Origin of the sequence: Pedobacter africanus (genome assembly GCF_900176535.1) — a bacterium.
Lineage (GTDB): Bacteria > Bacteroidota > Bacteroidia > Sphingobacteriales > Sphingobacteriaceae > Pedobacter > Pedobacter africanus.
In genome coordinates, this window is record NZ_FWXT01000001.1 from 1,054,281 (window position 1) to 1,079,157 (window position 24,877).

Below are 24,877 nucleotides of genomic sequence, written 5' to 3' on the forward strand. Positions count from 1 at the left end.
ATGCTGAATTTATTTATGTGCTGATACCTGCAAATGTATTATGTTTTCAATAGCCCTGTCTATCATTTCTGAAGAAATATTTAAATGTGTCACCATTCTTACCGTTTTTGGGCCAGTGGCGTTACAGGCTATTTCTTTTTCAGCAAGCAGATGCACCAGGTGGGCTGGTCTTATCCCCTCAGCTACTTCAAAAATGACAATATTGGTTTCAACAGGTAATACCGAAGCAACATAGTTTACACTGCTCAAGGCATCTCCCAGCGCCTTGGCATGCTGATGATCGGTAGCAAGTTTAGTGATGTTATGGTCTAAAGCATAAATACCCGCCGCGGCCAGAAATCCGGCCTGGCGCATCCCTCCGCCAAAAGCCTTACGGATACCGGTTGCTTTTTTAATGGTTTCTTTTGAGCCCAGCAGCACAGAACCGACAGGCGCACCAAGTCCTTTAGAAAGGCATACTGAAATGCCATCAAAGTAGCGACCGTAGCCAGAAGCATGTTCCCCTGTAGCTGTTAAGGCATTGAATATCCTTGCCCCATCCAGGTGAAGCTTTAAGCCTTTTATATTGCATAAGGTATGAATGGGCTCAATCTGCGAAAGCCGGTAACATGCACCGCCCCCCTTGTTCACCGTATTTTCCAATACCACCAGGCTGCTGTGCGGATAATGAATGTTTTCTTCGTTAATTTCAGGTTCTATCAGTTCCGGTGTCAGAATTCCTCTTTCTGCATTCAATAACCTTACAGAGGCCATAGAATGATAGGCAATTCCGCCTCTTTCGTAACGGTATACATGAGCGGTCTGATCGCAGATCACTTCATCCATCGGGTTGGTAAAACACTTGATGGCAATCTGATTGGTCATGGTGCCCGAAGGACAGAACAGACCTGCTTCCATATGAAACATGGCAGCCAGCTTATGTTCCAGCTGCTTTACAGTCTCATCTTCACCAAAAACATCGTCCCCAACTTGAGCACTCATCATCGCATCCAGCATCCCCTGATCGGGCGTTGTTACCGTGTCACTTCTAAGGTCTATCTTCATCTGCGTTATTTTTATACAATATTACTTAAGTGTATCCATATTATGTACATTTACCCTTTAAACTTAGACAAATACCCGCTAAAAGAGGCCATTCCGGGAGCTCCGGAATTTTAAATTTGGATTTTAAAATAACAAGTGTAATTTAGCTTAGTGTTTATTTAACAATAACCTAACCTAAAAAATCAAATAAAACACCTTTTAAACACATCTAAAGGCAGAAAATCAATTAGCTAACCAAAACAAGAAATTTAATTTTATGAGCAGAACTTATACAAAAGTGGCAGGATTATTTACTTTTATCCCGAAAAAAACGAATTAAGATGATACTAATTGCAGACGGAGGATCGACCAAAACAAACTGGTGTTTAATTAATGAAGCGGGTAGAAAAATCCTTTTCAACACCGAGGGATACAATCCATATTTTTCCAAAACCGACTACATTATTGAGTCTTTAAAAAAATCGATTCCTGATTACCTGGAAACAGAAAAATTAACCGAAGTAAACTATTACGGTGCAGGATGTTCAACAGAGGGCAACAGGAAAATAGTTTCCGACGCCATGCAGCAGGTATTTCCTAATGCAAAAATCAATATCGGACATGATCTTCTGGCTTCATGCCGGGCCCTGCTTGCTGATGAAGCTGGCTTTGCGGCCATTTTGGGTACAGGTACCAATACCTGCCTGTATGATGGCAAAGACATTACACTCAACATCGATTCCCTAGGTTATTTCCTGGGTGATGAGGGCAGTGGCTGTTTTATAGGAAAAAAAATACTGGGTGACTACATGAAAGGTTATATGCCAAAAGGTCTGAGAGAGAGTTTTTACGATAATTTTGCGCTGACAAACGAAGATATTTTCGATCACATTTACAACAAACCATTGCCTAACCGTTTTTGTGCGGGCTTTAGTAAGTTCCTGTACGACTTTAAGGACAACTATGAAGATTATACCTTTACGACGATAGATCATGCATTTACCGCATTTTTCGACAACCTGGTAACACACTATCCAAACTATAAGGATTATAAATTAAACTGCGTTGGTTCTGTAGGTTATAGCTTCAGGGACATCCTGAGTGTAGTAGCAGACCGTTATGAAATGGGCATTGGTAAGATCATCCGTTCCCCAATAGATGATCTGGTAGATTATCACCTGCATATTGCCGGCAAATAATGCAGGGGCAAATCAAAAAAAAATCCCGGAAAGCCAGGCTTTCCGGGATTTTTTTATTACTCAAATTTTTGTTACTCAAAGTGCTCAGAAAGAAATTTCCTTACCAAACAATTTGGCATATTTCCTTTTGTCAAATTTATAAAGGGTTGCTGCCCTGAACGACACGCCATATTGTTTTTCGTTAAGGTCCCTGAGCACTCCGAAGCTCAGCATCTTTTTCCTGAAGTTCCGCTTATCCAGCTTTTTATTTAAAATAACTTCATAAACATTCTGCAATTGGGTGAGGGTAAATTTTTCAGGCAAAAGCTCAAATGCAATAGGCTGGTGCTTGATCCGCCTTTTGATCTTTTCCATTCCTTTCTCAAAGATCTGCTGATGGTCAAAAGCCAGCTTAGGCAAATCCTTCACATTCCTCCAGTAAGCCTGTTTTGCATAATTGCTGATCGGCTTTACCACCTTATCGCCCCCCAATCTTAAAAGCGCATAATAGGCTATGCTCACCACCCTTCCCTGGGGGTGCCGGTTTACATCACCAAAGGTATAATACTGCTCCATGTAAATGTCGCTCAGCCCGGTAAGCTCATGAAGAATTCTTGTAGCAGACTGGTCCAGGCTCTCATCCTCTTCAACCAGGTTTCCTGGTAAGGCCCACCAATCCTTAAAAGGCTCCTCGTTCCTTTCAATTAAAAGAATTTTCAATTCTCCTTCATCAAATCCGAAAAGCACACAATCAATCGAGAAAGTGGAATTAAATTTTGGTAAGACTTCTTTCAAAACATTAAATTTTTAAATATTAAAGCAAATAAATATACTTGTTTCCTCTTAACCTAGGAAAATAAAAAATAAATTACTTAGTGTAAAAAATACACGCTATATTCGTAAATATAAATCATGAAACCAAATATCAAAAATATCGCCGTATTAACCTCTGGTGGAGATGCTCCCGGAATGAACGCCTGTATCAGAGCTGTAGTCCGAACCGGAATATACAATGGTATAAATATGTTTGGAGTTTTGCAAGGATATCAGGGATTAATCAGTAACAATATTAATCCTATGGATGCAAGATCCGTAAGCAACATCATTCATCTGGGTGGTACTATACTGAAAACAGCCCGCTGCCTTGAATTTAAAACCGATGAGGGTATGCAGCTTGCTTATGACAACCTGAAAAAACACGACATAGACGCATTGGTGGTTATTGGAGGTGACGGCACTTTCACCGGGGCCAAACGTTTCGGAGAGAAATTCGGCATCCGCGTGATGGGTGTACCCGGAACCATCGACAATGACCTTTATGGATCTGACTTCACCCTGGGCTATGACACTGCCATAAACACCGTGGTTGAGGCCATAGATAAGATACGCGACACTGCGGATTCACACGACCGTTTGTTTTTCATTGAAGTAATGGGCCGTGACTCGGGCTGCATTGCTTTGAGAAGTGCAATTTCAAGTGGCGCCGAAGCTGTGCTTCTGCCGGAAAAAGACACCAGCTTAAATGAGCTCATCGCTCAGCTGGAAACAGGGGCATCAACCAAAAAAACTTCAAGCATTGTAATTGTGTCTGAGGGACATAAAGACGGAGGCGCATATGATGTTGCAAAAAAAGTTAAGGAAAGATTTAACCATTATGATACCAAAGTCACTATCTTAGGGCACCTTCAGCGTGGGGGCAGTCCCAGCAGTTTCGACAGGATACTGGGAAGCAGGCTGGGCTTTGCCGCTGTAAATGAACTGCTAAAGGGAAATACCATGCAAATGGTTGGCCTGAGGGGCAACGATGTGCAAACCACCAGTCTGAAAGATGCGCTGACAACGCACAGCTTTAAACTGGAAAGTGATTTATTGGAAATGACTAAAGTTTTATCGATATGATAGCAGTAGTGTACAGCGGATCGAAAACAGCCTTCTGGAAGATTGCCCGCGACGGGAAGACCATTGCCGAATGCAGCATGCCTGGAATAAACCCCTGCTTTAACGATCAGAAATCCATACTCCAGTTCCTGAACAAAAAATCAGTCTTGGTTAACCATGCCGAAAGCCTTAAAAAGATCTATGTTTTTGCTGCCGGGGCTTCTTCAGACGAACGAAGGGATGAACTGGCCAAAACACTGGGCATGTTTTTCAGGTACAGCAAGATAACAGTTAAAGACGATCTTTATGGTGCCGCTATATCGGCCTGCTTTAACCACAGTGGCATTGTGGGCATTTTGGGAAGCGGGGCCAACTGCGCCTATTTTGATGGTAAAAAACCAGAAAAGAACAATTATGGCCTGGGCTATGTTTTTGGGGACGAGGGTTCTGCAAATTACCTGGGCAAGACGATTTTAAAACGCTTTTTACAGGAGAAGCTTCCTGCAGACCTGCAGAAGGAGTTTGAATTGAAATATAACCTCGACAGGCCCCAGATCCTGGAAAGGATTTACAAAAAGCCCATGGCCCAGCAGTTCTTAAGTTCTTTCTTCGATTTTTTTCTAGAAAACAGGGAACATAAATACATCCTGGGAATCATTGACCAGGCATTTGAGCGCTATTTTCAGACCTATATGCTGCCCACGGTAAAACTTCACCCGGGCAAAGAAATACACTTTGTAGGCCTGGTTGCCGGGAACTTTCAGGAGCAACTGCGGACCGCTGCAAAAAAACATGGACTGGAGATTACATCGATAACCAAGGAACCTATATATAATTTACTAAACTACTATTCAAATTAATAATTTAAGATGAGCAAAATTGGAATTAACGGCTTTGGCCGTATCGGCAGACTGGTTTTCAGAGCTGCTTTAAAAAGAGGATTGGACATTGTTGCTATTAATGACCTTGTAGAGCCGGATTACATGGCTTATATGTTAAAATACGACTCAACACATGGTCGTTTTGACGGCACCATCGCAGTAGAAAACGGTCACCTGGTGGTAAACGGAAAAACCATCCGCATTACTGCTGAAAAAGATCCCGCAAATTTAAAATGGAATGAAGTAGGTGTTGAGACCGTTATCGAATCAACCGGTTTGTTCCTGACCCGCGCTGATGCTGAAAAACACATCGCCGCCGGCGCAAAAAGAGTAGTATTCTCTGCTCCTGCAAAGGATGCCGATATCCCTACTTATGTAATGGGCGTAAATCACCATAAATTAACTCCAGACCAGACTATTGTTTCAAATGCGTCTTGTACTACAAACTGCCTTGCACCAATCGCAAAGGTTTTAAACGATAACTTCGGTATTGTTGAGGGTCTGATGAGTACTATTCACGCCGTAACAGCAACCCAGAAAACAGTTGATGGCCCTTCTGCCAAAGACTGGAGAGGCGGACGCGGTGGTTTCTCAAACATCATCCCTTCTTCAACAGGTGCGGCAAAAGCCGTTGGTATGGTATTGCCCGAACTGAAAGGAAAATTAACAGGTATGTCATTCCGCGTTCCTGTAGCTGACGTTTCGGTAGTAGATTTAACTGCCCGTTTAGAGAAGCCAGCTACCTATGAGCAGATCAAAGCGGCAATGAAAGCTGCATCGGAAGGTGAGCTTAAAGGTGTGCTTGCTTACACTGAAGATGAAGTAGTTTCTTCCGATTTCATTGGAGATGACCACGCTTCTATCTTTGACGCAAAAGCAGGTATTTCACTGAATGATAACTTCGTAAAAGTAGTTTCATGGTATGATAACGAATGGGGCTATTCTTCTGCATTAGCTAAATTCGTTGAATACTACGGAAATTTAAAGTAAAACCCGTTCATACAGGTTTATATTTGGTTAGAACAAGGACGCTTCCGGATGGAGCGTCCTTTTCTTTTTGGATATTTGTTCGCAAAGTTTAATTTTGCATGGAAGTATAACAACCTTCCTATAACCTAATGAAAAACTTATTGTACGCACTCAGTTTGTCCCTTATTTTATTGAGCTGCCAGAAAAACCAGGAAAATGGTGTAACCTATACGCCCAGAGTATTAACAGCTACTGAAAAATTCAACGAATCGCAGCCGGCTGCAGACAGTGTTTTTACCATTTACAATTACAATAGCGGAAATGACAAGGAAACCAGCGGAGAGGAAGCATTTCGCGTAAAATTCAGGGATACTGTTGTCAGCATTCAGAAGAGCAAAGCTGATTCAGCATCAACTGATAAGTTTGCCTTCGCTCAGTTCGTAAACACCCAAAAAACAGCACTTCTTGTGCAAGCATCCGACAGTACGGGCTTAAACTCACAGTTTTATCTGCTTGCTTTGAAAGGTGGTAAACTAGACGTTGTGAGCCTTGACAGGCCTTCGGCGGCAAAACAGGAAGCTGCACCAGGCTTAAGTAAAGTTGGAAGAGCAGGCTACCTGGTGAACAACGATTTTTTCATTACCAATGTTAATGCTCAAGCTTATTTAATTAAAAGACAGAATGCCGACGAAAGGATACAGGGTGAATTCATTCTGAATTCACCAGATAAATCGACCCTGATATTTCTTTCACCAAATTCACTTTACCAGGTACATTATCCTAGTGATGAATCCTTTACGGAAAAACTATCAAAGCCAGCACCGCAGTCGGCCGCTGCTGTATCTGACTGGATCAGAGAGAATTTCACCTGGGAGAAAAACAAAAAAGGCATTACCTATTTAAAGTTCAGCGATAGCAACAGGATTGTAGACATCAGGGAATTCAGCTAATCCCTGCATTTTTTGTACATTAGGGTTAACAAAAACTATTATTCTCATGAAAAAATCGTTAAAGTTACCCCTCGTGGCTTTACTGGCTATTTTTTCTTCCTGTGAAAACGGGAATAAAAAACAGGCAGCAGACAATACAGGTATTTCCCCTTCCAACCCTTTTCTTAAAGAGAGCACACTTCCGTACCAGGTTGCTGATTTTGACCAGATAAAGGACGGTGATTTTGCCCCTGCTATTGAAGAAGGGATGAAACAGCACCTGGAAGAGATCAGCAAAATTGCAGACAATCCGGAATCGCCCAGCTTTGAAAACACACTGCTGGCTATGGAGAAAAGCGGACGGATGCTGGCCCGTGTAAACCAGGTATTCGGACTGCTAACCGGTGCAAACACCAATGACGATCTGCAAAAGATACAGGAAAAAATAGCACCGAAACAGGCAGCCCATCAGGATGCAATCTACCTGAACGAAAAATTATTCAAACGCATTGAATCCATCTACAATAGCCGGGAACAGCTAAAACTGGATGCGGAATCGAAAAGGTTAATTGAGTACCAATACCAGAAATTTGTACTTGCCGGAGCAAAACTTTCTGAAACGGCTAAAACGGAACTCAAAAAATTGAATGAAGAAGAAGCTTCATTAAGTGCCAAATTTTCGAACCAGCTGATTGCCGCGGCAAAAGCGGGAGCGCTGGTGGCCGACAAACAGACTGACCTCGCTGGTTTATCTGAAGGTGAACTAAGTGCAGCTGCCCAGGCAGCCAAAACCGCAAAGCTGGATGGAAAGTGGCAGCTTCCACTTCAAAATACCACGCAGCAACCTCTGCTGCAGACTTTAACCGTACGCGCAACCCGCCAGAAATTATTTGAAGCCTCCTGGAACAGGGCCGAAAAGGGAGATGCCAACGATACCCGCAAAACGATTGTCCAGATTGCTAAAATACGGGCCGAAAAAGCAAAGCTCATGGGCTTCCCCGACTATGCAACCTGGAAACTACAGGACCAGATGGCCAAAAGCCCTGTTGCTGTTGATGCATTCTTTGCCAAATTGGTGCCATCGGCAACGGCGAGGGCAAAATCGGAAGCAGCTGAAATACAAAATTTGATAGACCGGCAAAAGGGAGGCTTTAAACTGGAGCCTTACGACTGGAACTTTTACGCTGAACAAGTGCGGAAAGTCAAATATGACCTCAACGAAAATGAGATCAAGCCTTATTTTGAGTTGTACAACGTGCTGAAGAATGGTGTGTTTTACGCCGCTACCCAGCTTTATGGCATTACTTTTAAAGAGCGTACAGACCTCCCTGTATACCATAAAGACGTTAAGGTTTTTGAATTGTTTGACAAAGACAACAGCACCATAGGCCTGTTTTATTGCGATTACTTTAAGCGCGACAATAAAAATGGCGGGGCCTGGATGGACAATATGGTTGGGCAATCCAAATTACTGGGCACAAAACCCGTTATTTTTAATGTCTGCAATTTCACGAAGCCAGCCAGCGGTCAGCCTGCATTAATTAGCTTTGATGATGTGACCACCATGTTCCATGAGTTTGGACATGCCCTTCATGGCTTTTTTGCAAACCAGCAATACCCGAGTTTGTCGGGTACCAATGTTGCACGCGATTTTGTAGAATTCCCATCGCAGTTTAATGAACATTGGGCTGTAGACCCTATGGTCTTTAAAAACTACGCTGTGCACCACACTACCGGACAAGCTATGCCAAAGGCGCTGGTCGACAAGATCAAAAAAGCAGCAGATTTTAATCAGGGATACGCCCTAACAGAAGTGCTGGCTGCAGCGGCATTAGATATGCAATGGCATAAACTCCCCGCAGATGCCGCCTTACAGGATGCAGATCAGTTTGAAACAGCGGCATTAAAAAAAACTGGGCTAAGCTTAAGCTATGTACCTCCAAGATACCGTTCCAGCTATTTCCTGCACATTTGGGGAAATGGTTATGCAGCAGGCTATTATGCTTACCTGTGGACAGAGATGCTGGACCACGATGCTTTTTCCTGGTTTGAAGAAAATGGCGGGCTCACAAGGGCCAATGGCCAGCGTTTCCGCGACATGATCCTGTCCAAAGGCAATACAGAGGACTATGGCAAAATGTTCCGCGATTTCCGCGGACACGATCCAAATATCAGGGCCATGCAAAAATACCGCGGTTTGCCGCAAAAATAAAACCTATACAAAGCGCCGGGCCAAAACCCGGCGCTGTTGGTTTAGCTTCATTTAGGCTATAGTTGCAGTTAAGGTGGTTCCGCTTACCGCCGTGCTATAGATTTTAAGGGTACGGGTAGTTCCGGTTGTATTTTGAGGTTGCTGCAAAACGCCACCATTTGAACCGTACTCAGAAAAATGGGTCTGGCACTGGATCCTGCTCTGAGCCTGTTTCCACACCAGACTCCCTCCCTGATGCGGGCAAATAGATTCTGTAGCCACAAAGGAAGCAGGCATATTACCTGCAGCTATCCTAAAAAACAGTACACCATTTGCTGTAGCCTGATCGCCTATGGCCATCAGCTGTGTAGAAAGATTAACTGAAGCGGTATTGCCACCGCCTCCCCCCCCTCCAGGAGGATTAGGTCCGGGATCAGGAGTACCTGTATCACCTTTTCCTCCGCATCCGGACATACAAGATCCGGTGCATATCAATGCCAGGCCAAGTCCTAAGGACTTGATGAATTCTTCACGTTCCATAATTTTTAGATTTTAGTTTTAGTAAATTTTAGATGTTTTATCCGGGTCTTTATTTTTTGATTTAAAGAGTGTAAAGTTTCTGGAAATGGTAAAGCCAAAACGCACACCACCGTCCTCCCACGATTTTTTGGTACCAGGAATAAAGTTGTTCTCTACAATGTATTCGGAGTTCATGAAATTTAAAGAAAAGATATGCCCGCCGGTTTCTATTTCCAGGCCTACACCAAGTGGATTGTAATAAGCCTGTGCAAGGTCTTTTGGCCTCGATAGTCCATTGACCAGGGTATAATCGGCAACAAAAGACAGCCTTTTGGTCAGTTTCATTCTGCCCGCAAAGCCAAGCGAGAAAAGCTGCTCAGGATCCCTGCTATCTGCAACATTTTTCCGCATCAGTAAACCTGGCATCGCCTGCAGCGACAACCTTGACGATATTTTTCTGGAGATGATGGCCTGCAGAAAATAAGAGAACCGGTCTGCATAACTTGAAAATTCAGACTCAGAAAAAGGCTCCCTGGCTATCCAGCCCATTTGTGCCATTAAGGTTAAGTTCACCGGCATGATGTTGTCGGTTCTTTGCTTAAGTAATTTGTATTTCCCAGAGAAATTAAAAAGTTCATCTTGTTTACTTCGCCCCACGGCAACAGTAAAATCATCGGTCACACCATAATCCAGACCTATAAAAAGATCTGACGCAACGTCAAGCCCATACAAAGTATGGGCATTACCGAATTTACCTCCGATATCTCCGAAGTGATGCCGGATCCGCAGATCCAGGTCATGTTTCTTCTGGGTTTCGGTAGAATGTGACAGCACTACGCGGGTAGATTTAAACACCGCATCCACTTTAGTCCCCATACTGCCACTATCCAATGCATTTAATAAAGAATCCGCTTTCTGGGCTTTGGTTATTGTCAGCACAAATAAAAAGGGGATAAGAAACAAGCTGATTTTTTTCATGTCGAGATTATTTTATCTGGTTAAGCTTACCATCAACTTTCACTTCTATCACTTCTGCAACCTTGGTAATGATGAGTGTCGGGATTTTTATCTTATGGTCGGCACAGGCCACCTTAAATGTGGTCTGAATCTGTAATATTCCATCCTTCACTATTATTTTTCCTGTTATACTTCGCTGCTTATCCACCCCGTGTACCGAAAGCGTACCATTAACCGTTACATTGTATTCGCCCTCTTTGGTAAAATCCACCTCCTGATCTATTGTTCCTTTAAATCTCGCCAGCGGGTATTTATCGCTCTCCATATAGTTCTCATTAAAATGCTCCTGCATCAGTTTCCGGTCGAACTCAAGGCTTTTAATGGGCACCTGGGCCACTAACTCCCTGGTTTTGGCAAGCAGTACTGCACTCCCCTTTAAACTTACGGCCCTGATGTCTTCCACCGGAGTAGAAGAAAAAATGGACAGTTTTATGCTTTTCCCCATGTAATTCTGCGCAGTTGCATCGAACTGCAGCAGCATACATGCTAAGCCCAACAGCGGCCTAATTATTTTTTTTACCCAGGTCATAACGCAGTTTTAATGAAAGTCCGCTCGATTTTAGATTTACCTTACCTTCTCCAACACCTGTCAGCGGTAGCTTAACATAAGGTTCAAGGCCCAGCTGCAGCTTTTCTTTTTTAAGCTTTATGTAATAAGTTGCAGAAAGGTCGGCTACCCCAAAATAATGCTGGTTCCTGTTGTTGTATTCCTGGTAACGGTCACCGATACCCGAACCCTCGGTATACCGGTAGGTATAATCCTCTTTGAGCATAAAATAGCTGGATACCCCAACATTAACATCTATGCTTTTGCCCGCATCATCCCAGAAAGTATAAGAGGCCTGCAAAGGGACCTCCAATACGGCACAGGAGGCATCTACTTTGGTAACCAGGTCTTTTATTCTGGGGTTTCTGAATTGATAAGCATAATTATCTGCGGCATAATCTTTCCTGCTGTATTTTACACCTGTTTGCAGGGTAATCCGCCTGGCTACGCCCAAACTGAAACCCAGGCCTGCACTAAAACCCTTTTTCCCACCAATCAATGCCGCTGCTGAATTAAATTCCGGTCCTATACTTAGCGATAGGCTCATGGGCAATGTCCTGTTTCGCGAAGTTTTCGTTTTTTTAGCCACCGAAGCTACTGCTGCTGGTAAAACACCAGTCCCTGCTGAGGCGGTGACCTCAGCATCTGCCTGATTTAAATCGCTGTGTGGTTTAACCGGTTCCTGCTGTACCAGTAGCTGCTGAGCTCCTGGCTGAACCAGACTATCCCTACGGGCACTATCAACAGAGGCTTTCCCAAGCAAAACATTAGCCTGCAGGCGATTGGTTCTACCTCCGCTTCTTTTTGTATAAGTCAATACCGGAAGCAATTCAGACTGTTCAGCTGAGGTACCTTCAATAGCTTTAATACCAGCTTCAGGCACTGCAACTGCGCCTGTTCTGGCTGGCCCGCTGCTTACCATTTTACCTCCCCCATCTTTAGCAGGATTGGAATTCATCACCAGGTACCCAGCAAAACCAATTAAAAGCAACAGACAAATAGCACCGGCTTTTCTAAAAAACACTACCCGGTCCCTACGCCGCAGCTTTTGTTCCATCTTATTCCATGCCGCTTCTTCAAACTGGAGATCCGCATCAAATACCTTTTTCCTAAAGGCAGCATCAAATTCACTATCGTTCAATTCTTTTTTCATGCTGTATTTTTTAGCATCTTTTTCAGCTGCTCCCTGGCTTTAAATAAATTGGATTTAGATGTACCTACCGAAATGGAGAGCATTTCCGAAATCTCCTCATGCGTGTAGCCATCAATTGCAAACAGGTTAAAAACAGTTCTGTAAGCTACAGACAGCTTTTGAACCAATCTGATCAGGTCTTCATAATGGATATGCGAAAGGATACTCTCTTTGTCTTCCATCTCATGCCTTGCATTTAGCTCTTCCATTTCTATACGCTTTATTTGCTTCCTGTAATGATCAATGGAGGTGTTGATCATAATTGTACTTAACCATGCCTTAAAAGGCCGCCCTTCCTCATAGCGATGAATATTGATAAATACCCGCATGAACCCATCGTTTACCAGTTCTATGGCTTCGTCTTTATCTTTTGCGTAACGGATGCACATGCGCATGGCATAGCTGTAAAAGAACTGGTAAAGTCCTTTCTGACATTTCCTGTCTTTTTTCTTACAACCGGCTATTAACTGCTGAATGTTTAACTCGTCCACGTATTTTCTTTAATTCATCTATACTTGCAGGTACGCAGATTAGTGGGGGAAGGTTGCCTGCCTATATGAATTTAATAAAAAATCCGCATCTGGTTCGCTTTTTAATAGTAAAAGACGGTCCGGATGCGGAGTAAAAGCAGACTAATCTGCAAAAAAATTAACTACTGAAGTTGTTGAATCAGTTCGCGGGCCTTGCCGTAATTTGTACTGGCTTCAGGAATTTTTTCCAGCCATTCCAATGCTTTCGGATGGTCTTTCTCTTTCACATAGCTCAATGCGATACCATAAGCTGCGTCATATTTGAAAACCGATTCGCCTGCATATAGTTTGCCTAGCACAGTTCTGGCTGTTGTTGCCTTTCCCGTTTCCATAAGGGTAAGCCCATAATAATAAGCCAGCATGGCATCTTCAGGTGCAGCAGCATATGCTTTCTCCAGGATTTTATTGGCCGCGGAGAAATTCCCTGCATTATAAAGCGCTGAGGCCTTTTGCAAGCCATCTCCCGCCCCGTCTCCCCGCTCGGCTACCGACATTTCCCGACTGATACTGTATTTTTCATACAGACTGGCCGACCAGGGTGCCCAAACCAGCAATCCGATCAGCAGCACCGCAGCAATACTGATCCATTTGAGATAAGGTTTGAAGGAAACGACCTTTGCAGTCGCTTTATTTTCGGCCATACCCTTAAAATACTCCTGGTTAAGCAACGATAAAGTGGACGCTACCTGCTGATCTGCCTCCGAAGGTGCAATTTTCATCTTCAGTGTTTGATGGACATTTTTATATTCGGCCAGCAGTTGCTGTAATTCGCTATCCGTTTGAAGCAAGGCCTCAAATGCACTTTTTTCCTGAAATTCCATATCGCCTTCAAAGTAGCGGGCAACTGTCAATAATTTTTCCTCGTTCATCATTGTTCTTCCGTTTGATTTGACTGAACTATTTTTATCAGAGATGCCATGCATTCAGACTTCTTTTTTCGCAGGTAGCCATAAGTAACACCAAGGGCTTCTGCCACTTTTTCCTGGGCCTCACCTTTCATGCTCCATGAAATGATTTCTTTACAGCGCTCGCCTAATTTTTCAAACGCCTTTAAAAATAGTTTCGACTGTGCTTCCTGCTTTTCCAGTTCATCTGCATTTGCAAAAGTATCTTCTCCGATATGTAATAAATCATCCTCGTTATTTGTTACCGGTAGAATTGATCTTTTTTTAATTTCATTTAACCACTTGCGTTTACAGATCAGTAATATATAGGGCTCAAAAGGGCAGGTCAGTTCCAGCGATTTATATTTTGCCTGCCGATAAATATCCATCAGCGCTTCCTGAAATATATCGCCGGCATCATCTTCAGTCCCATTGTTAAAGGTGATCCAGGATTTCACCTTACCCGCACAGCGTTTATAAATTTCGTTGATCACCGCGGTATCGTTATTTACCAGACCGGTAATAAAGCGCTGATCTGCATGTATGTTTTTAGCCATTGGCGGTTTTATAAGGAAGCATATGCCACTAATTTAAACATCTTTTTATTCCACAATAAAAAAAATTGAAACAAGGGGGTAACAATTTTTGACTGCAGCTGATATCTATTCGAATCATCCAAGGGCGAAAGCTGAAAAGCCATAACAGAGTAAGCAATTTTAAAACTAAAGAACATGAAAACATTTAACTTAACATCAGTATTATTCGTCGTTTTAATCGCACTCAGCGTAGCATGTAAGAGACAGAACTCCGGAGACGATAACGGAAGTACAGTGAATAGCGCCAAAGAATTTACAGCTAAGTTTGGGGCGCAGAAACAGGCTAAAGAAATCAATGCCTCCAGCCTGCCGCAAACCCTTACTTTTATAGATGGGACAAAGATTACCTTCCCTGCAGGCTCGCTGACCAAAGCCGGTGTACCTGTTACCGGAAATGTAACCGTTGAAGTTTATGAAGTACTGAAAAGAAGCGCGGTAATCCTGACAGGAGCAAACACGAATCACATTTCAGGTGCTCCGCTTGTTTCTGACGGATTTATATTCGTTGACGTAAAAGCCAATGGTGTAAGCGTAGACCAGAACCTGGCTGTACCTATCAAAATCGCCGTACCCGCTAAAAGAGATGGTTTTACCCAACTTTGGCAGGGTGTAGACCAGGCCGAAAAACCCCTGGTAGCTGCAGCCAATAACCAGATGGCCTGGGCCGCTCCAAGAAATGCAAACGGCGTGGGCATGAAGGAAGTGGGTGCAGCACAATCTGCATTTACTTTCGACTTCGGAAACCTGGGATGGGTAAACTGCGATACATTTTACAGCAATGCCAGCCCTAAAACCACCGTTCGTGTAGAGGTGCTGAACAACCCTGGTTCTATGGCCAGCTTCCATGCCTATGCAGGCGAAACCTTTGTATACTTCTGCGCAAAAGGGGCTAATGTGGTAGCCCAGTTGTACACTCCCGATGGCGCCAATAAAGTGAAAAGCTATGACAATAGTATGCCTGTAGGTGCACAGGGCCGTATGTTCGCCTTCTCTATAAAAGACGGAAGGTACTATTATGCCGCTCAGGACATTACCATCACTGCAAACCATAGCATGAGCTTAAACCTTACCGAATCAACAGAAACTGCTGTACAAGCTGCAATAAGCAGCCTGGATAATTATTAAGCATCCCAAATCCATAAACAATGAAGATAAGGCCCTCAACATGGGCTTTATCTTTTTTCCGTTTTTAAGTATTTTAATTGGAAAAACATACCGATTATAAATATATTGTTAATTTTATTAGCAGATATGAAAAGAGCGCTACACCTGACTTTGCCTGCTACAGGAATTGTTTTCCTGCTGGTATTTACATGTACCGTTCTTTACGGACAGCTGAAACAACCTTCAGCAACAAAACTGGTTGAACCTGCAATTGTACCGGCCGATACGGTACCCGCCATCATCAACCATACTATAGAAAATGGCCTGGTATCGTTCAGCTCTGTTTTACGCCCCTTGCGACAGATCGCAGGAGCACCTGAACCTTTTTATACTTATTTCTGGGAGTTTGGCGACGGGCAGTTTTCTTTTGAAAAGGAACCACAGCATATCTATCCTGATATAAAGTCTTACGATGTACGTTTGTTTGCCACCAACAGCTACGATGATGGCAAACGCCCGCCAACAAGACCCAAACCCATAAGACCGGGCGGCAGCAGGCCTGTTCTTGCCGCAGGAAAAAAAACCGAAAACTTAAACTTCTTTAAGTCAGGCGGTGCTGTTGAACTCAAAACCAACTGTATGCCCAAGCCCGGTGATGACATGATGCTGGTATTTGGCTACAGGAACAAACCTGAGAATGGTCTGGCCAGTCTTGCCGGAACCGTTGCCATTTTGTATAATGACAGAGAATTTAACAAAGACAATTTTGAACTGGAAGAAACAAGAGCGTACCACGCCGAGAAAAAAACAACGCTGGATAAATATGGGAGCCTTGCTGCTTTAAAGGTAGGCAATTCCAATCCCTACTACGCTGCGCTCAGAGGTCCTGCAGTTGCTGAACCTGATGTGATTTTTGACCCGGAGGGTACTGCCCTGATCAAGGAAAAAATGGCTGCTTACAGAAAAGCTGAAAGCTGGAGGTTTGAGGACCTGAAATCCGGGGAAGAGAAATTCCTGTTCATGCAGTTTAAGACTACGCCGGAAATGATAAAGGACACGAATGCCGTGGTAAAACTTACCGGTATGTTCATTCCCGACAACCCTTTGGCCCTAACGGAATTCTTTACCATAGAGCTTCAGATCGTGGCTTCGCATGACCCGAATAAAATGATGCTCAGGAACAGCAGGATGAACTTTCGTTTCACCGGAAAAAACAAAAGGCTAAGCTATAAGGTAAGGTTTCAGAATACAGGTAAAGGCCCTGCCAAAAAGATTGATGTAGGTGTGGCCATTGCGGAGGTATTGAATAAAGGATCCGTAGAGATTATAGATTCCAAGCCAAAGGTAGGCTTGTGCAATGCTGCCTATGCTGGCCAGAGTTGTCTGGATACCATAAGCCGTGCAGATAGTTTACATTTTATATTTAAAAACATTTACCTGCCCGGCCTGCAGCAAAAGGGCGTGAATGATGCCGATTCTACAATGGGTTTTATAGAGTACAAGATTGGCTTTAAAGAGAAACCAAAAAAGCTGCCGTTTAAAAGCGGTGCTGCTATAGTTTTTGATAAGAATGAGCCTATCTATACCAATAGGGCTACAGGCCGGTACAAAATGGGCTTATCACCAGGAATCATAGCCGGTTATGGTTTTCCTTTTAAAAATGGGAATACACCTTTTTCCGGACAAAAAAACATCAGCTTCGGTGTAAGCCTGGCCCCCTTTGCCCCGCACCGGTATTACTGGCAGGTAGAACTCTATGGCAGCTCCTATGCCGAAAAGGAGTATCTGGTGGGAAGAAAGGAAGGAAACGACCGCCTGATACCTGTAGTGATTGATGGTAAACAACGGGAAGGCCGGTTGAAATATGCGGACAGTACTGTACGCACCAAGGTAATAACGATCAATATTGTCCCGGCACAGATCAGGTACAATTTCAACAAGTACTTCGGTGCAGGCATTGGCACTTTGGTTTCTTTCAGCATTGACGAACAATCTACCCCTGGAAAAACTGCTTTATATGAACTGCCAACTGCCGTCGGCACACTGGAACAGGCCAGTATCCAGCAGTCTTTCAGCAAAATCTCCAGGCAATTCAATAACTTCCAGAGTACTTTATTTGCCGATGTGCAACTGGGCAAGGTACATGTTGGACCGGCTATTGGCTTCAGGTACCTGTATACTTTCCAGGGGTCAAACAACAGACTGGTTACCTATTTAACATGGAAATTTTAGTCAGGTTTTGGATTCTGCTTGTCTGCCTTTCATTTTCAGGGTCCATTATCGCCCAAACAAACAAGCCTGCACCCCCTGGTATAGTAAAATCACTCGATTCACTGGAAAAACTGGATAATCTTTCGGAGTGGATCTATACCAGAATAGACTATAGCTATCAGAACCCGGGGCAAAGTCTTTCCTTTTTGATGGAGTCGGAAGCACAAAGCTGGCGCAGTCCGAAGTCGGTGGCCGAAAAGGAAGCATGGTTAATGCTGCTCAGCAATCAGGCCTACAACCAGCTGTATAGTGGAAATATCTTACAGTCCATCAATTGTTACGAACAGGCCTACAATTACTATACAAAGCATAAACTGAATGTAGAAGGTATTGCAGAATATGTTTTGAAACCCTGGGCAAACAATTACACCCGTTTGGGCGACTATGAGAAGGCGCTCTTTATACAGCAGAAAACGCTGGATTTTGCAAAGAAAGAACATAATGATGTATTAACAATAGCTGTTTACAACAACATGGCAATCTCCTATCGTTCATTGGGTGATTTCCAGAAGGCCGAAGCCTGTATCACGCAGGGTACAAAAAAGAGCAAACCATCTTCCGCCGGGCTCATCCTGCTCAGCAACACCCTGGCCGACATCCATAGCGATAAAAATGAGCTTGATCTTGCCGAAAAGGTAATCACAGCAAACATCAATCGCCAAAAAAACAGGAAGCCTGATTTTGAATCTGCATATTGGTTGTTGAGCAGCTACATTACCGCAGGCGATATCCAGCTGAAAAAGCAGCTGTATGCCAAAGCCAGAACTTATTACCAGCAGGCGCTTGTCATTAACAACAAGTATTATAAAGGCAACCGTTTGAGGGAAAAGGCTTATATCCTGATCCAGCTTGGAAAAATAAACCTTGACCTTAAACAAGCCCGCCCCGCCCAGAACTTGTTTAATGATGCCCTCGCTTTATTTGGCTTAAGGGACCCTGAAGGAAAAATAAGGCCGCAAAGAATATTTGGCGACAACCGCCTGATTGACGTATTTTACCAGCGTGCCCTTGCATTTGGTATGGCGGGCATGGAAGAAGAAGCCTTGGAAAGTATACGTTTTTCCCTGCTCTCGGCAGATAAGATCCGTTTTGAACTGGCAGATGTAAAAACCAAGCAGCGTTTCCAGCAGCAGACCAGGCTCATGGCCGAAAAAGCAATGGATATGGCCCTGGGCCTGCTCCAAAAAACCGGACGGCATCAATATGCAGAAGCAATTGTTCAGCTCATCGAACAAACAAAAGCACGTATCCTGCTCGACGATATCCGTAAAAACCAGCAACAGCTAAGCCTGAGTATCAAAGACCCACTCTTTCAGGAAAGGGCCAGGCTTGAGCAGGCCATGGCCTATAACGAAAGGGAGATCCTGCAAAACCCTGAGGCAACAGCCAGGCTGGAAGAACGTAACGCCGAGCTTAAATTTAAACTGGAAGACCTGGAAAAAAATATGCTGAAACAGTACCCCTCATTTGCCATCAGTAACGACAATCCGGTTGCAACCGATTTGCTACAGTTGCCATCCAGGGCTCATTTTGTTGAATTTTTTATGGGGGCAGCGTACATTTATGTTGTAGAAATTGCAAACCGACGGGTAAAACACGTTAAACGCATCCGTCATGCAGAAAACATAAAAAAACAAATCAGCAGTTTTGTCAGATTGTATTACCAAAACGGACCAGCAGCGATGATGAACCAGCCAAAAGCATTTTTCCTGGCTTCCCATCAGCTCTATAACACCCTGCTTGGTGGCTTTAATTTTCCTGAAAACAAAAACCTCATCATTATCCCCGATGAGGTTACAGGTTACCTTTCCTTCGATGGCTTAATCACCCGTGGCAAATATACAGCTGAAATTACCAGATGGCCCTTTCTGATCAACGCCTGCACCATAACCTATGCTTTCTCTATCCAGACCTGGCTAAACCAGGCGGCAAAAAAAATCAATCCGGGCAAAAAATTTGAAGGACTATTTATCAGCCATCGGTATAAAAGCAGGCAGTTCATTCCCGCTGTAGCCAGGGAAGCAAAGGCTATGGAAAAAATTGTAAAGGGAAAATTCAGAAGCGATGAGGCGGCTGGTGTAAATGACTTTTTTAAGGCATTCGACAATACCAATGTATTGCATATCAGTACCCATTCTTACCTCTCGGGTGCACAAAAAGAGCCTACGCTAGCTTTTAATGATAACGAAGTATACCTGTTTGAGCTATCGTCAAGGAAAACTGCGCCCGACCTGGTTGTACTGAGTGCCTGCCGGACCGCAGATGGTGCTATGAGTAGCGGGGAAGGGATCATCAGCATGAGCAGGGGCTTTGCAGCTTTAGGTACAGGTGGTACCATTGCAGGGTTGTGGAATGTAAATGACAGGGCAGCTTCAGAAATTACCGCAAGCTGCTATAGCAATATGTTGGCCGGACAGAAAATAAGCACAGCATTGCGGCACGCAAAACTGCAATGGCTGCATCAGCCCCAGCGTGCGCCACAGGAATACCTGCCCTATTACTGGGATGCCCTGATCTACATGGGCTACGATAGGAAAATAGAACTGAGGCCCGCGGGAAATATACTTGCAGATTACGGAAAATTAAGCATACTGGTAATTACTGCCCTATGCGGCATTTACTACCTCATCAAAATCAGAAGAAAAACTATTTCTCCTGCTTCAGTATAGTAGCCGCCAGAGGTGGAACATTCAGCACAATAGAATAATCCCTATTGTGACAAGCTTCTTTTTCAGGCAACAAGGCCTGCTTATTGTGCTTTCCGCTACCAAAAAATTCTTTTGCGTCGGTATTGAAGATCTCTTTCCATTTTGCTTTGAAAGGCAGGCCTACACGGTAATTTTCCCTGTACACCGGCGTAAGGTTTAAGATCACGATAAGTGTATCCTTTGCTTTTTTACCTTTCCGGATATAAATATAGATGGAATGTCTGGCATCATCTGCATTGATCCATTCGAAACCTTCTGGAGAAAAACTATGTTCATATAAGGCCGGCTCGGAGGTATACAGTTTATTAATTGCCCGCACCGTTTTTTGCATGCCTCTATGTGGTGCATGCTCCAGCAGGTGCCAGTCGAGCGAGTTCTTGAAATCCCATTCATGGGTTTGCGCAAATTCATTGCCCATAAAAAGCAGTTTGGTTCCAGGTTGGGTGAACATATAGGCATACAATACCCTAAGGTTGGCAAATTTCTGCCATTCATCTCCAGGCATTTTATAGATCATGGACGATTTGCCATGTACAACCTCGTCATGCGAAAAGGGCAGCATAAAGTTCTCGCTAAAAGCATAGGTAATGCTAAAGGTAAGCTGGTAATGATGGTACCTTCTGTTGATGGGATCATTCTTGAAATACTTTAAGGTATCGTTCATCCAGCCCATCATCCATTTCATGCCAAAGCCCAAACCGCCATTGTGCACTGGGCGCGTAACCCCCGGATAGGTACTACTTTCCTCGGCAATGGTATGTACGCCTTCAAAGTCACGGTAAACAGCAACATTCAGTTCTTTAAGGAACTGGGTAGCCCCCAGGTTTTCGCTGCCCCCGTATTCATTCGTCGCAGCTTCGCCAGGCTGACGTGAAAAGTCGAAATAAAGCATAGAGGCCACCGCATCAACCCTTAGTCCGTCTATATGGAATTTATCCAACCAGTAAATGGCGTTGCTGATCAAAAAAGAGCGCACTTCATTTCTGTCGTAATTGAATATATAGGATTTCCAATCTGGATGAAAACCCTTGCGCATATCTGAGTGCTCATATAGGTGTGTACCGTCAAAATGGTAAAGGCCATGTGCATCTCCCGGGAAATGCGAAGGTACCCAATCCATAATTACGGCTATATTGTTTTTATGCAGCTCGTTGATCAGGTACATGAGTTCCTGCGGAGTGCCATGCCTGGAACTGGCCGCAAAATACCCGGTAATCTGATAACCCCAGGATGGAAAATAGGGGTATTCCATTACCGGCATAAATTCTACATGGGTAAAGCCCATATCCAGTACATAAGGTACCAGGCTATTGGCTATTTCTATATAGGTTAGCACCCGGTCTGGCTCAGTCGGATCGCGCTGCCAGGAGCCTAAATGCACTTCATAAACCGACATCGGCTTGTTCAAGGCATTCAGTTTGGCCCTCTTGTTCATCCAGGTTTTATCTTTCCATTTGAAATCGTTATCCCATACAATAGAAGCCGTTTTTGGCGGATGTTCCCACCTTTTTGCATAAGGATCACCCTTTTCTAACTCTTCCCCTCCGAAACCTTTTATCAAAAACTTATAGACCTCGCCCTTGCCCACACCAGGAATGAAACCTTCCCATATGCCCGATGAATCCAGCCGGCGGTTCAAAGGATGTGAAACTTTGTTCCAATCGTTAAAGTCGGCAATAAGATGCACAGCCTGTGCATTTGGTGCCCATACAGAAAAGTAAGTGCCTGTCAGCCCATCCACACTGATCAGGTGGGCGCCAAACTTTTCATATAGCCGAAAGTGCTTGCCGGATACAAATAAAGAAATATCAAAATCACTGAATAAGCTATGAGCAAGCACTTTTTCCATTAGTTATATATTTTTATACTGGTAAAATTCTTATTTGATCTGAAACGCAAACAATTATTTTCTAACTGATAATCTGTCACATCCCTATCATCAACGGTGATCTTATTTACATTAAAAGGCAGGCCTATAACCTTGTAATTGTACCATTCGTAATTTGGTGTATACAATCCTTCAACACTTTGTTCTATGGTAAGTTGGTAACTGGTTCCTTTTACACTAAACTTCTTCTCCGAATAAATATCCTGTTCATAGGCAAAAGTATCGCCATGGTCTTCGTAAAGGAAGGAATTTACTTCATATTCGCTGTAATATACGTTTAATAATACTTCATCGATGTTCTTTTCTCCAACATATTGCATCACCGGATATTCAGGAATAACTGAGCCGGCCCTTACAAATAAAGGCATATGGTCTAAAGGTGCCTGAATGTTGTGTTCACTTTCGCCGGTAAGCACTTCGTGTGTCCAGAAGTTGAACCATTTGCCTTTAGGCAGATAAACCATTCGCGATACAGCACCCTGTTCCAGTACCGGACATACCAATATCTTATCGCCAAAAGTAAACTCATCCTGGCGGTAAGCATTGCCCGCATTCTCCTGCTCCAGCATTACCAATGGCCTTAGGATCGGGAAGCCGTAACGGTGGTGCTCCCAGAATACCGAGTACAGGTAAGGCATTAAGCGATATCTCAGTTCAATATAGGTACGGTTAATGCTGGTATAAGGCTCTCCGAAACTCCAGGGTTCCCGCTCGGCAGTATCGCCTGCGGAGTGCGCGCGCATAAATGGCGAGAACGTGCCCAACTGAATCCAGCGGGTAAACAGTTCTCCATCTGGCTCACCACTAAATCCACCTATATCCGTTCCGCAAAAAGGCACGCCCGAGATAGACATGCGCTGACACTGGATATTGCCAATTTTCAGGTGCTCCCAGGTGGCCACATTATCGCCTGTCCACACACAGCCATAACGTTGCATGCCCGAATAACCTGCCCGGGTAATGGTAAACGGACGCTTATTGCGCATCAGTTTTTTAAGCCCATCATACGTAGAGCGAACCATCTGCATGCCATAGATGTTGTGTGCCTTACGGTGTGAACCCCTGTACCCATCATAGTTGTGGCGCACGTCGTTAGGGAAAGTACCCGATCCAAATACGGCAGGTTCATTCATGTCATTCCATACGCCTGCAACACCAATATCTACCAGTTCTTTATACAGCTTGCCCCACCATTCTCTTACTGCAGGATTGGTAAAATCGGGGAACTGGCACCTGCCCGGCCATACATGGCCTTCCATAAAGTAATCATCGCTTCTGCGGCAGAAATAATTGTTTTCTTTACCCTCTTTGAATACCCAGTAATTGTCATCTACTTTAATCCCCGGATCGATCATCACTACGGTTTTAATGCCTTGGTTGGCCAGTTCCTTGATCATTCTTTTAGGGTCAGGGAAATGGCTTTTATTCCAGGTAAAACAGCGGTAACCATCCATGTAATCGATATCCAGGTAAATGGCATCGCAAGGGATATTCCTGGACCTGAACCCGTCGGCAATTTCCTTTACCTTCTTTTCAGGATAATAGCTCCACCTGCACTGATGGTAACCCAAAGCCCATTTTGGTGGCATGGGATGGGTTCCGGTAAGGCTCTGGTACCTTTTTACCACATCCATCAAATGCGGTCCATGAATATAGTAGTATTGCAATTCGCCACCATCCGCCCAGAAGCTGGTTTTCGAATTGTCTTCTTTCCCAAAATCAAAATAAGAACGGAAGGTATTGTCGAAGAATATGCCATAAGCTGCCCCATGATGAACCCCGCTGTAAAAAGGAATCGTGCGGTATAAAGGATCCTGGTCCCAGCCAAAAGAATAGGCATCAGTGTTCCAGTTCTGGAAATGACGGCCCCTAAGGTTCATGTTGCCGGATTTATCGCCCAGTCCATAAAAGTTCTCTTCCGAGAGGCATTTCTTGGTGGCATATACATAATAGCCTCCGAATTCTATATTCTCTTCCCAGTGCATCGGCGATTCGTCTTCGCTCATGACCATCTGGCTCTGGTTTTCAATAAATGAGATATGGAAATCGTTTTTACTGATCTTACAGGTAATGGTATTGGTAGATATCAGGTACTGCAACTCCTGTTCCTCCATTTTGAAGGTAGTTACCTTTTGATCTACCACGGGCACAGCATAGGAGAAATCATCCAGAAAAACACCATGAGGTGCCAGTCTTATCCTTATGATTTCATCACTCACTACCCTGACCTCTACCCGCGCATCGCCATCAGAAAAGTAAAATTTGTTCCCTTCTGCATGTATTTGCGTTACGGTGCTCAAATATTTTTTAACAATTGGCTTAGGCCCTGAAACCGGATTATTCAAATGCTGGACAATCTCTTCGACCACTTCCCCGGTATTTATATCGTTTGTTTCTTTGTTCTGTTTGTTTAATTCTTCCATGAAAACCCCCTTAAGTAAAAACACGAACTCATTTACTTCGTGTACTTTGTACAACTAAGGTGTTAAAATTTCTCTTAAAACCAAAGGATTATTATGAGATATATTGTAACAAAAAGAAAGGCCCTGGCGTACCTGCCAGGGCCTTTCGG

Annotated in this window: 20 protein-coding genes; 9 read left to right on the forward strand and 11 right to left on the reverse strand. The window is 43.8% G+C overall.

Annotated features, from left to right (window positions below):
• Positions 1-9: 9 nt before the first annotated feature.
• A complete protein-coding gene (locus B9A91_RS04395) occupies positions 10-1,044 on the reverse strand; it encodes a threonine aldolase family protein (protein WP_084237190.1) in 1,035 nt (344 codons plus the stop codon).
• A gap of 320 nt (positions 1,045-1,364) precedes the next feature.
• Here B9A91_RS04395 and B9A91_RS04400 point away from each other — a divergent pair, with 320 nt between their 5' ends.
• The gene (locus tag B9A91_RS04400) at positions 1,365-2,222 is read left to right on the forward strand and encodes an N-acetylglucosamine kinase (RefSeq protein ID WP_084237191.1); all 858 of its coding nucleotides are present in this window, start codon (positions 1,365-1,367) and stop codon (positions 2,220-2,222) included.
• Between the two features lie 84 nt (positions 2,223-2,306).
• Here B9A91_RS04400 and B9A91_RS04405 read toward each other — a convergent pair whose 3' ends face one another.
• Entirely contained in the window at positions 2,307-2,996 is a 690-nt protein-coding gene (locus B9A91_RS04405) for an NUDIX hydrolase (RefSeq protein ID WP_084237192.1), read from the reverse strand.
• A 117-nt stretch (positions 2,997-3,113) separates the two neighbouring features.
• On the opposite strand from B9A91_RS04405, the gene pfkA reads away from it, so the two are divergent.
• The 5 genes from pfkA to dcp all read left to right on the forward strand — a co-directional run bounded on the left by pfkA (position 3,114) and on the right by dcp (position 9,070).
• Positions 3,114-4,100: a 6-phosphofructokinase gene (gene pfkA / locus B9A91_RS04410; protein WP_084237193.1), complete on the forward strand. Its 987-nt coding sequence runs from the start codon at positions 3,114-3,116 to the stop codon at positions 4,098-4,100.
• Positions 4,097-4,939 (forward strand): hypothetical protein, encoded by an 843-nt coding sequence (locus B9A91_RS04415; protein WP_084237194.1) that lies wholly within the window; start codon positions 4,097-4,099, stop codon positions 4,937-4,939. Before pfkA ends, B9A91_RS04415 begins: the two co-directional genes overlap by 4 nt.
• 9 nt (positions 4,940-4,948) lie before the next feature.
• Entirely contained in the window at positions 4,949-5,950 is a 1,002-nt protein-coding gene (gene gap / locus B9A91_RS04420) for a type I glyceraldehyde-3-phosphate dehydrogenase (protein ID WP_084237195.1), read from the forward strand.
• A gap of 128 nt (positions 5,951-6,078) precedes the next feature.
• Entirely contained in the window at positions 6,079-6,879 is an 801-nt protein-coding gene (locus B9A91_RS04425; RefSeq protein ID WP_084237196.1) for a hypothetical protein, read from the forward strand.
• Positions 6,880-6,925: 46 nt separating this feature from the next.
• Positions 6,926-9,070, forward strand: coding sequence for a peptidyl-dipeptidase Dcp (gene dcp / locus B9A91_RS04430; RefSeq protein ID WP_084237197.1), 2,145 nt, complete (start codon positions 6,926-6,928; stop codon positions 9,068-9,070).
• Between the two features lie 51 nt (positions 9,071-9,121).
• Here dcp and B9A91_RS04435 read toward each other — a convergent pair whose 3' ends face one another.
• The 7 genes from B9A91_RS04435 to B9A91_RS04465 form a co-directional block, all read right to left on the reverse strand.
• Complete coding sequence (locus B9A91_RS04435) at positions 9,122-9,589, reverse strand: QcrA and Rieske domain-containing protein (RefSeq protein WP_084237198.1); 468 nt, start codon at positions 9,587-9,589, stop codon at positions 9,122-9,124.
• Positions 9,590-9,607: 18 nt separating this feature from the next.
• A complete protein-coding gene (locus tag B9A91_RS04440) occupies positions 9,608-10,546 on the reverse strand; it encodes a DUF5777 family beta-barrel protein (protein WP_084237199.1) in 939 nt (312 codons plus the stop codon).
• 7 nt (positions 10,547-10,553) lie between these two features.
• Positions 10,554-11,114 (reverse strand): YceI family protein, encoded by a 561-nt coding sequence (locus B9A91_RS04445; protein ID WP_084237200.1) that lies wholly within the window; start codon positions 11,112-11,114, stop codon positions 10,554-10,556.
• A complete protein-coding gene (locus tag B9A91_RS04450) occupies positions 11,089-12,285 on the reverse strand; it encodes an outer membrane beta-barrel protein (RefSeq protein WP_084237201.1) in 1,197 nt (398 codons plus the stop codon). The genes B9A91_RS04445 and B9A91_RS04450 overlap by 26 nt, the downstream gene beginning before the upstream one ends.
• On the reverse strand, positions 12,282-12,815 hold the full coding sequence (locus B9A91_RS04455; RefSeq protein ID WP_084237202.1) for an RNA polymerase sigma factor: 534 nt from the start codon (positions 12,813-12,815) through the stop codon (positions 12,282-12,284). Before B9A91_RS04455 ends, B9A91_RS04450 begins: the two co-directional genes overlap by 4 nt.
• 161 nt (positions 12,816-12,976) lie before the next feature.
• A complete protein-coding gene (locus tag B9A91_RS04460; RefSeq protein ID WP_084237203.1) occupies positions 12,977-13,726 on the reverse strand; it encodes a tetratricopeptide repeat protein in 750 nt (249 codons plus the stop codon).
• Positions 13,723-14,295: an RNA polymerase sigma factor gene (locus B9A91_RS04465; protein ID WP_084237204.1), complete on the reverse strand. Its 573-nt coding sequence runs from the start codon at positions 14,293-14,295 to the stop codon at positions 13,723-13,725. The genes B9A91_RS04460 and B9A91_RS04465 overlap by 4 nt, the downstream gene beginning before the upstream one ends.
• 174 nt (positions 14,296-14,469) lie before the next feature.
• On the opposite strand from B9A91_RS04465, the gene B9A91_RS04470 reads away from it, so the two are divergent.
• The 3 genes from B9A91_RS04470 to B9A91_RS04480 all read left to right on the forward strand — a co-directional run bounded on the left by B9A91_RS04470 (position 14,470) and on the right by B9A91_RS04480 (position 20,378).
• On the forward strand, positions 14,470-15,459 hold the full coding sequence (locus B9A91_RS04470) for a hypothetical protein (protein WP_084237205.1): 990 nt from the start codon (positions 14,470-14,472) through the stop codon (positions 15,457-15,459).
• Between the two features lie 126 nt (positions 15,460-15,585).
• A complete protein-coding gene (locus tag B9A91_RS04475) occupies positions 15,586-17,670 on the forward strand; it encodes a PKD domain-containing protein (protein WP_084237206.1) in 2,085 nt (694 codons plus the stop codon).
• Positions 17,658-20,378, forward strand: coding sequence for a CHAT domain-containing protein (locus B9A91_RS04480; RefSeq protein WP_084237207.1), 2,721 nt, complete (start codon positions 17,658-17,660; stop codon positions 20,376-20,378). Before B9A91_RS04475 ends, B9A91_RS04480 begins: the two co-directional genes overlap by 13 nt.
• Here the strand turns inward: B9A91_RS04480 and glgB are convergent.
• Both glgB and B9A91_RS04490 read right to left on the reverse strand, forming a co-directional pair.
• Entirely contained in the window at positions 20,356-22,266 is a 1,911-nt protein-coding gene (gene glgB / locus B9A91_RS04485; RefSeq protein ID WP_084237208.1) for a 1,4-alpha-glucan branching protein GlgB, read from the reverse strand. The two genes, B9A91_RS04480 and glgB, sit on opposite strands and share 23 nt — an antisense overlap.
• Entirely contained in the window at positions 22,266-24,728 is a 2,463-nt protein-coding gene (locus tag B9A91_RS04490; protein WP_084237209.1) for a glycoside hydrolase family 31 protein, read from the reverse strand. The genes glgB and B9A91_RS04490 overlap by 1 nt, the downstream gene beginning before the upstream one ends.
• Positions 24,729-24,877 lie beyond the last annotated feature (149 nt).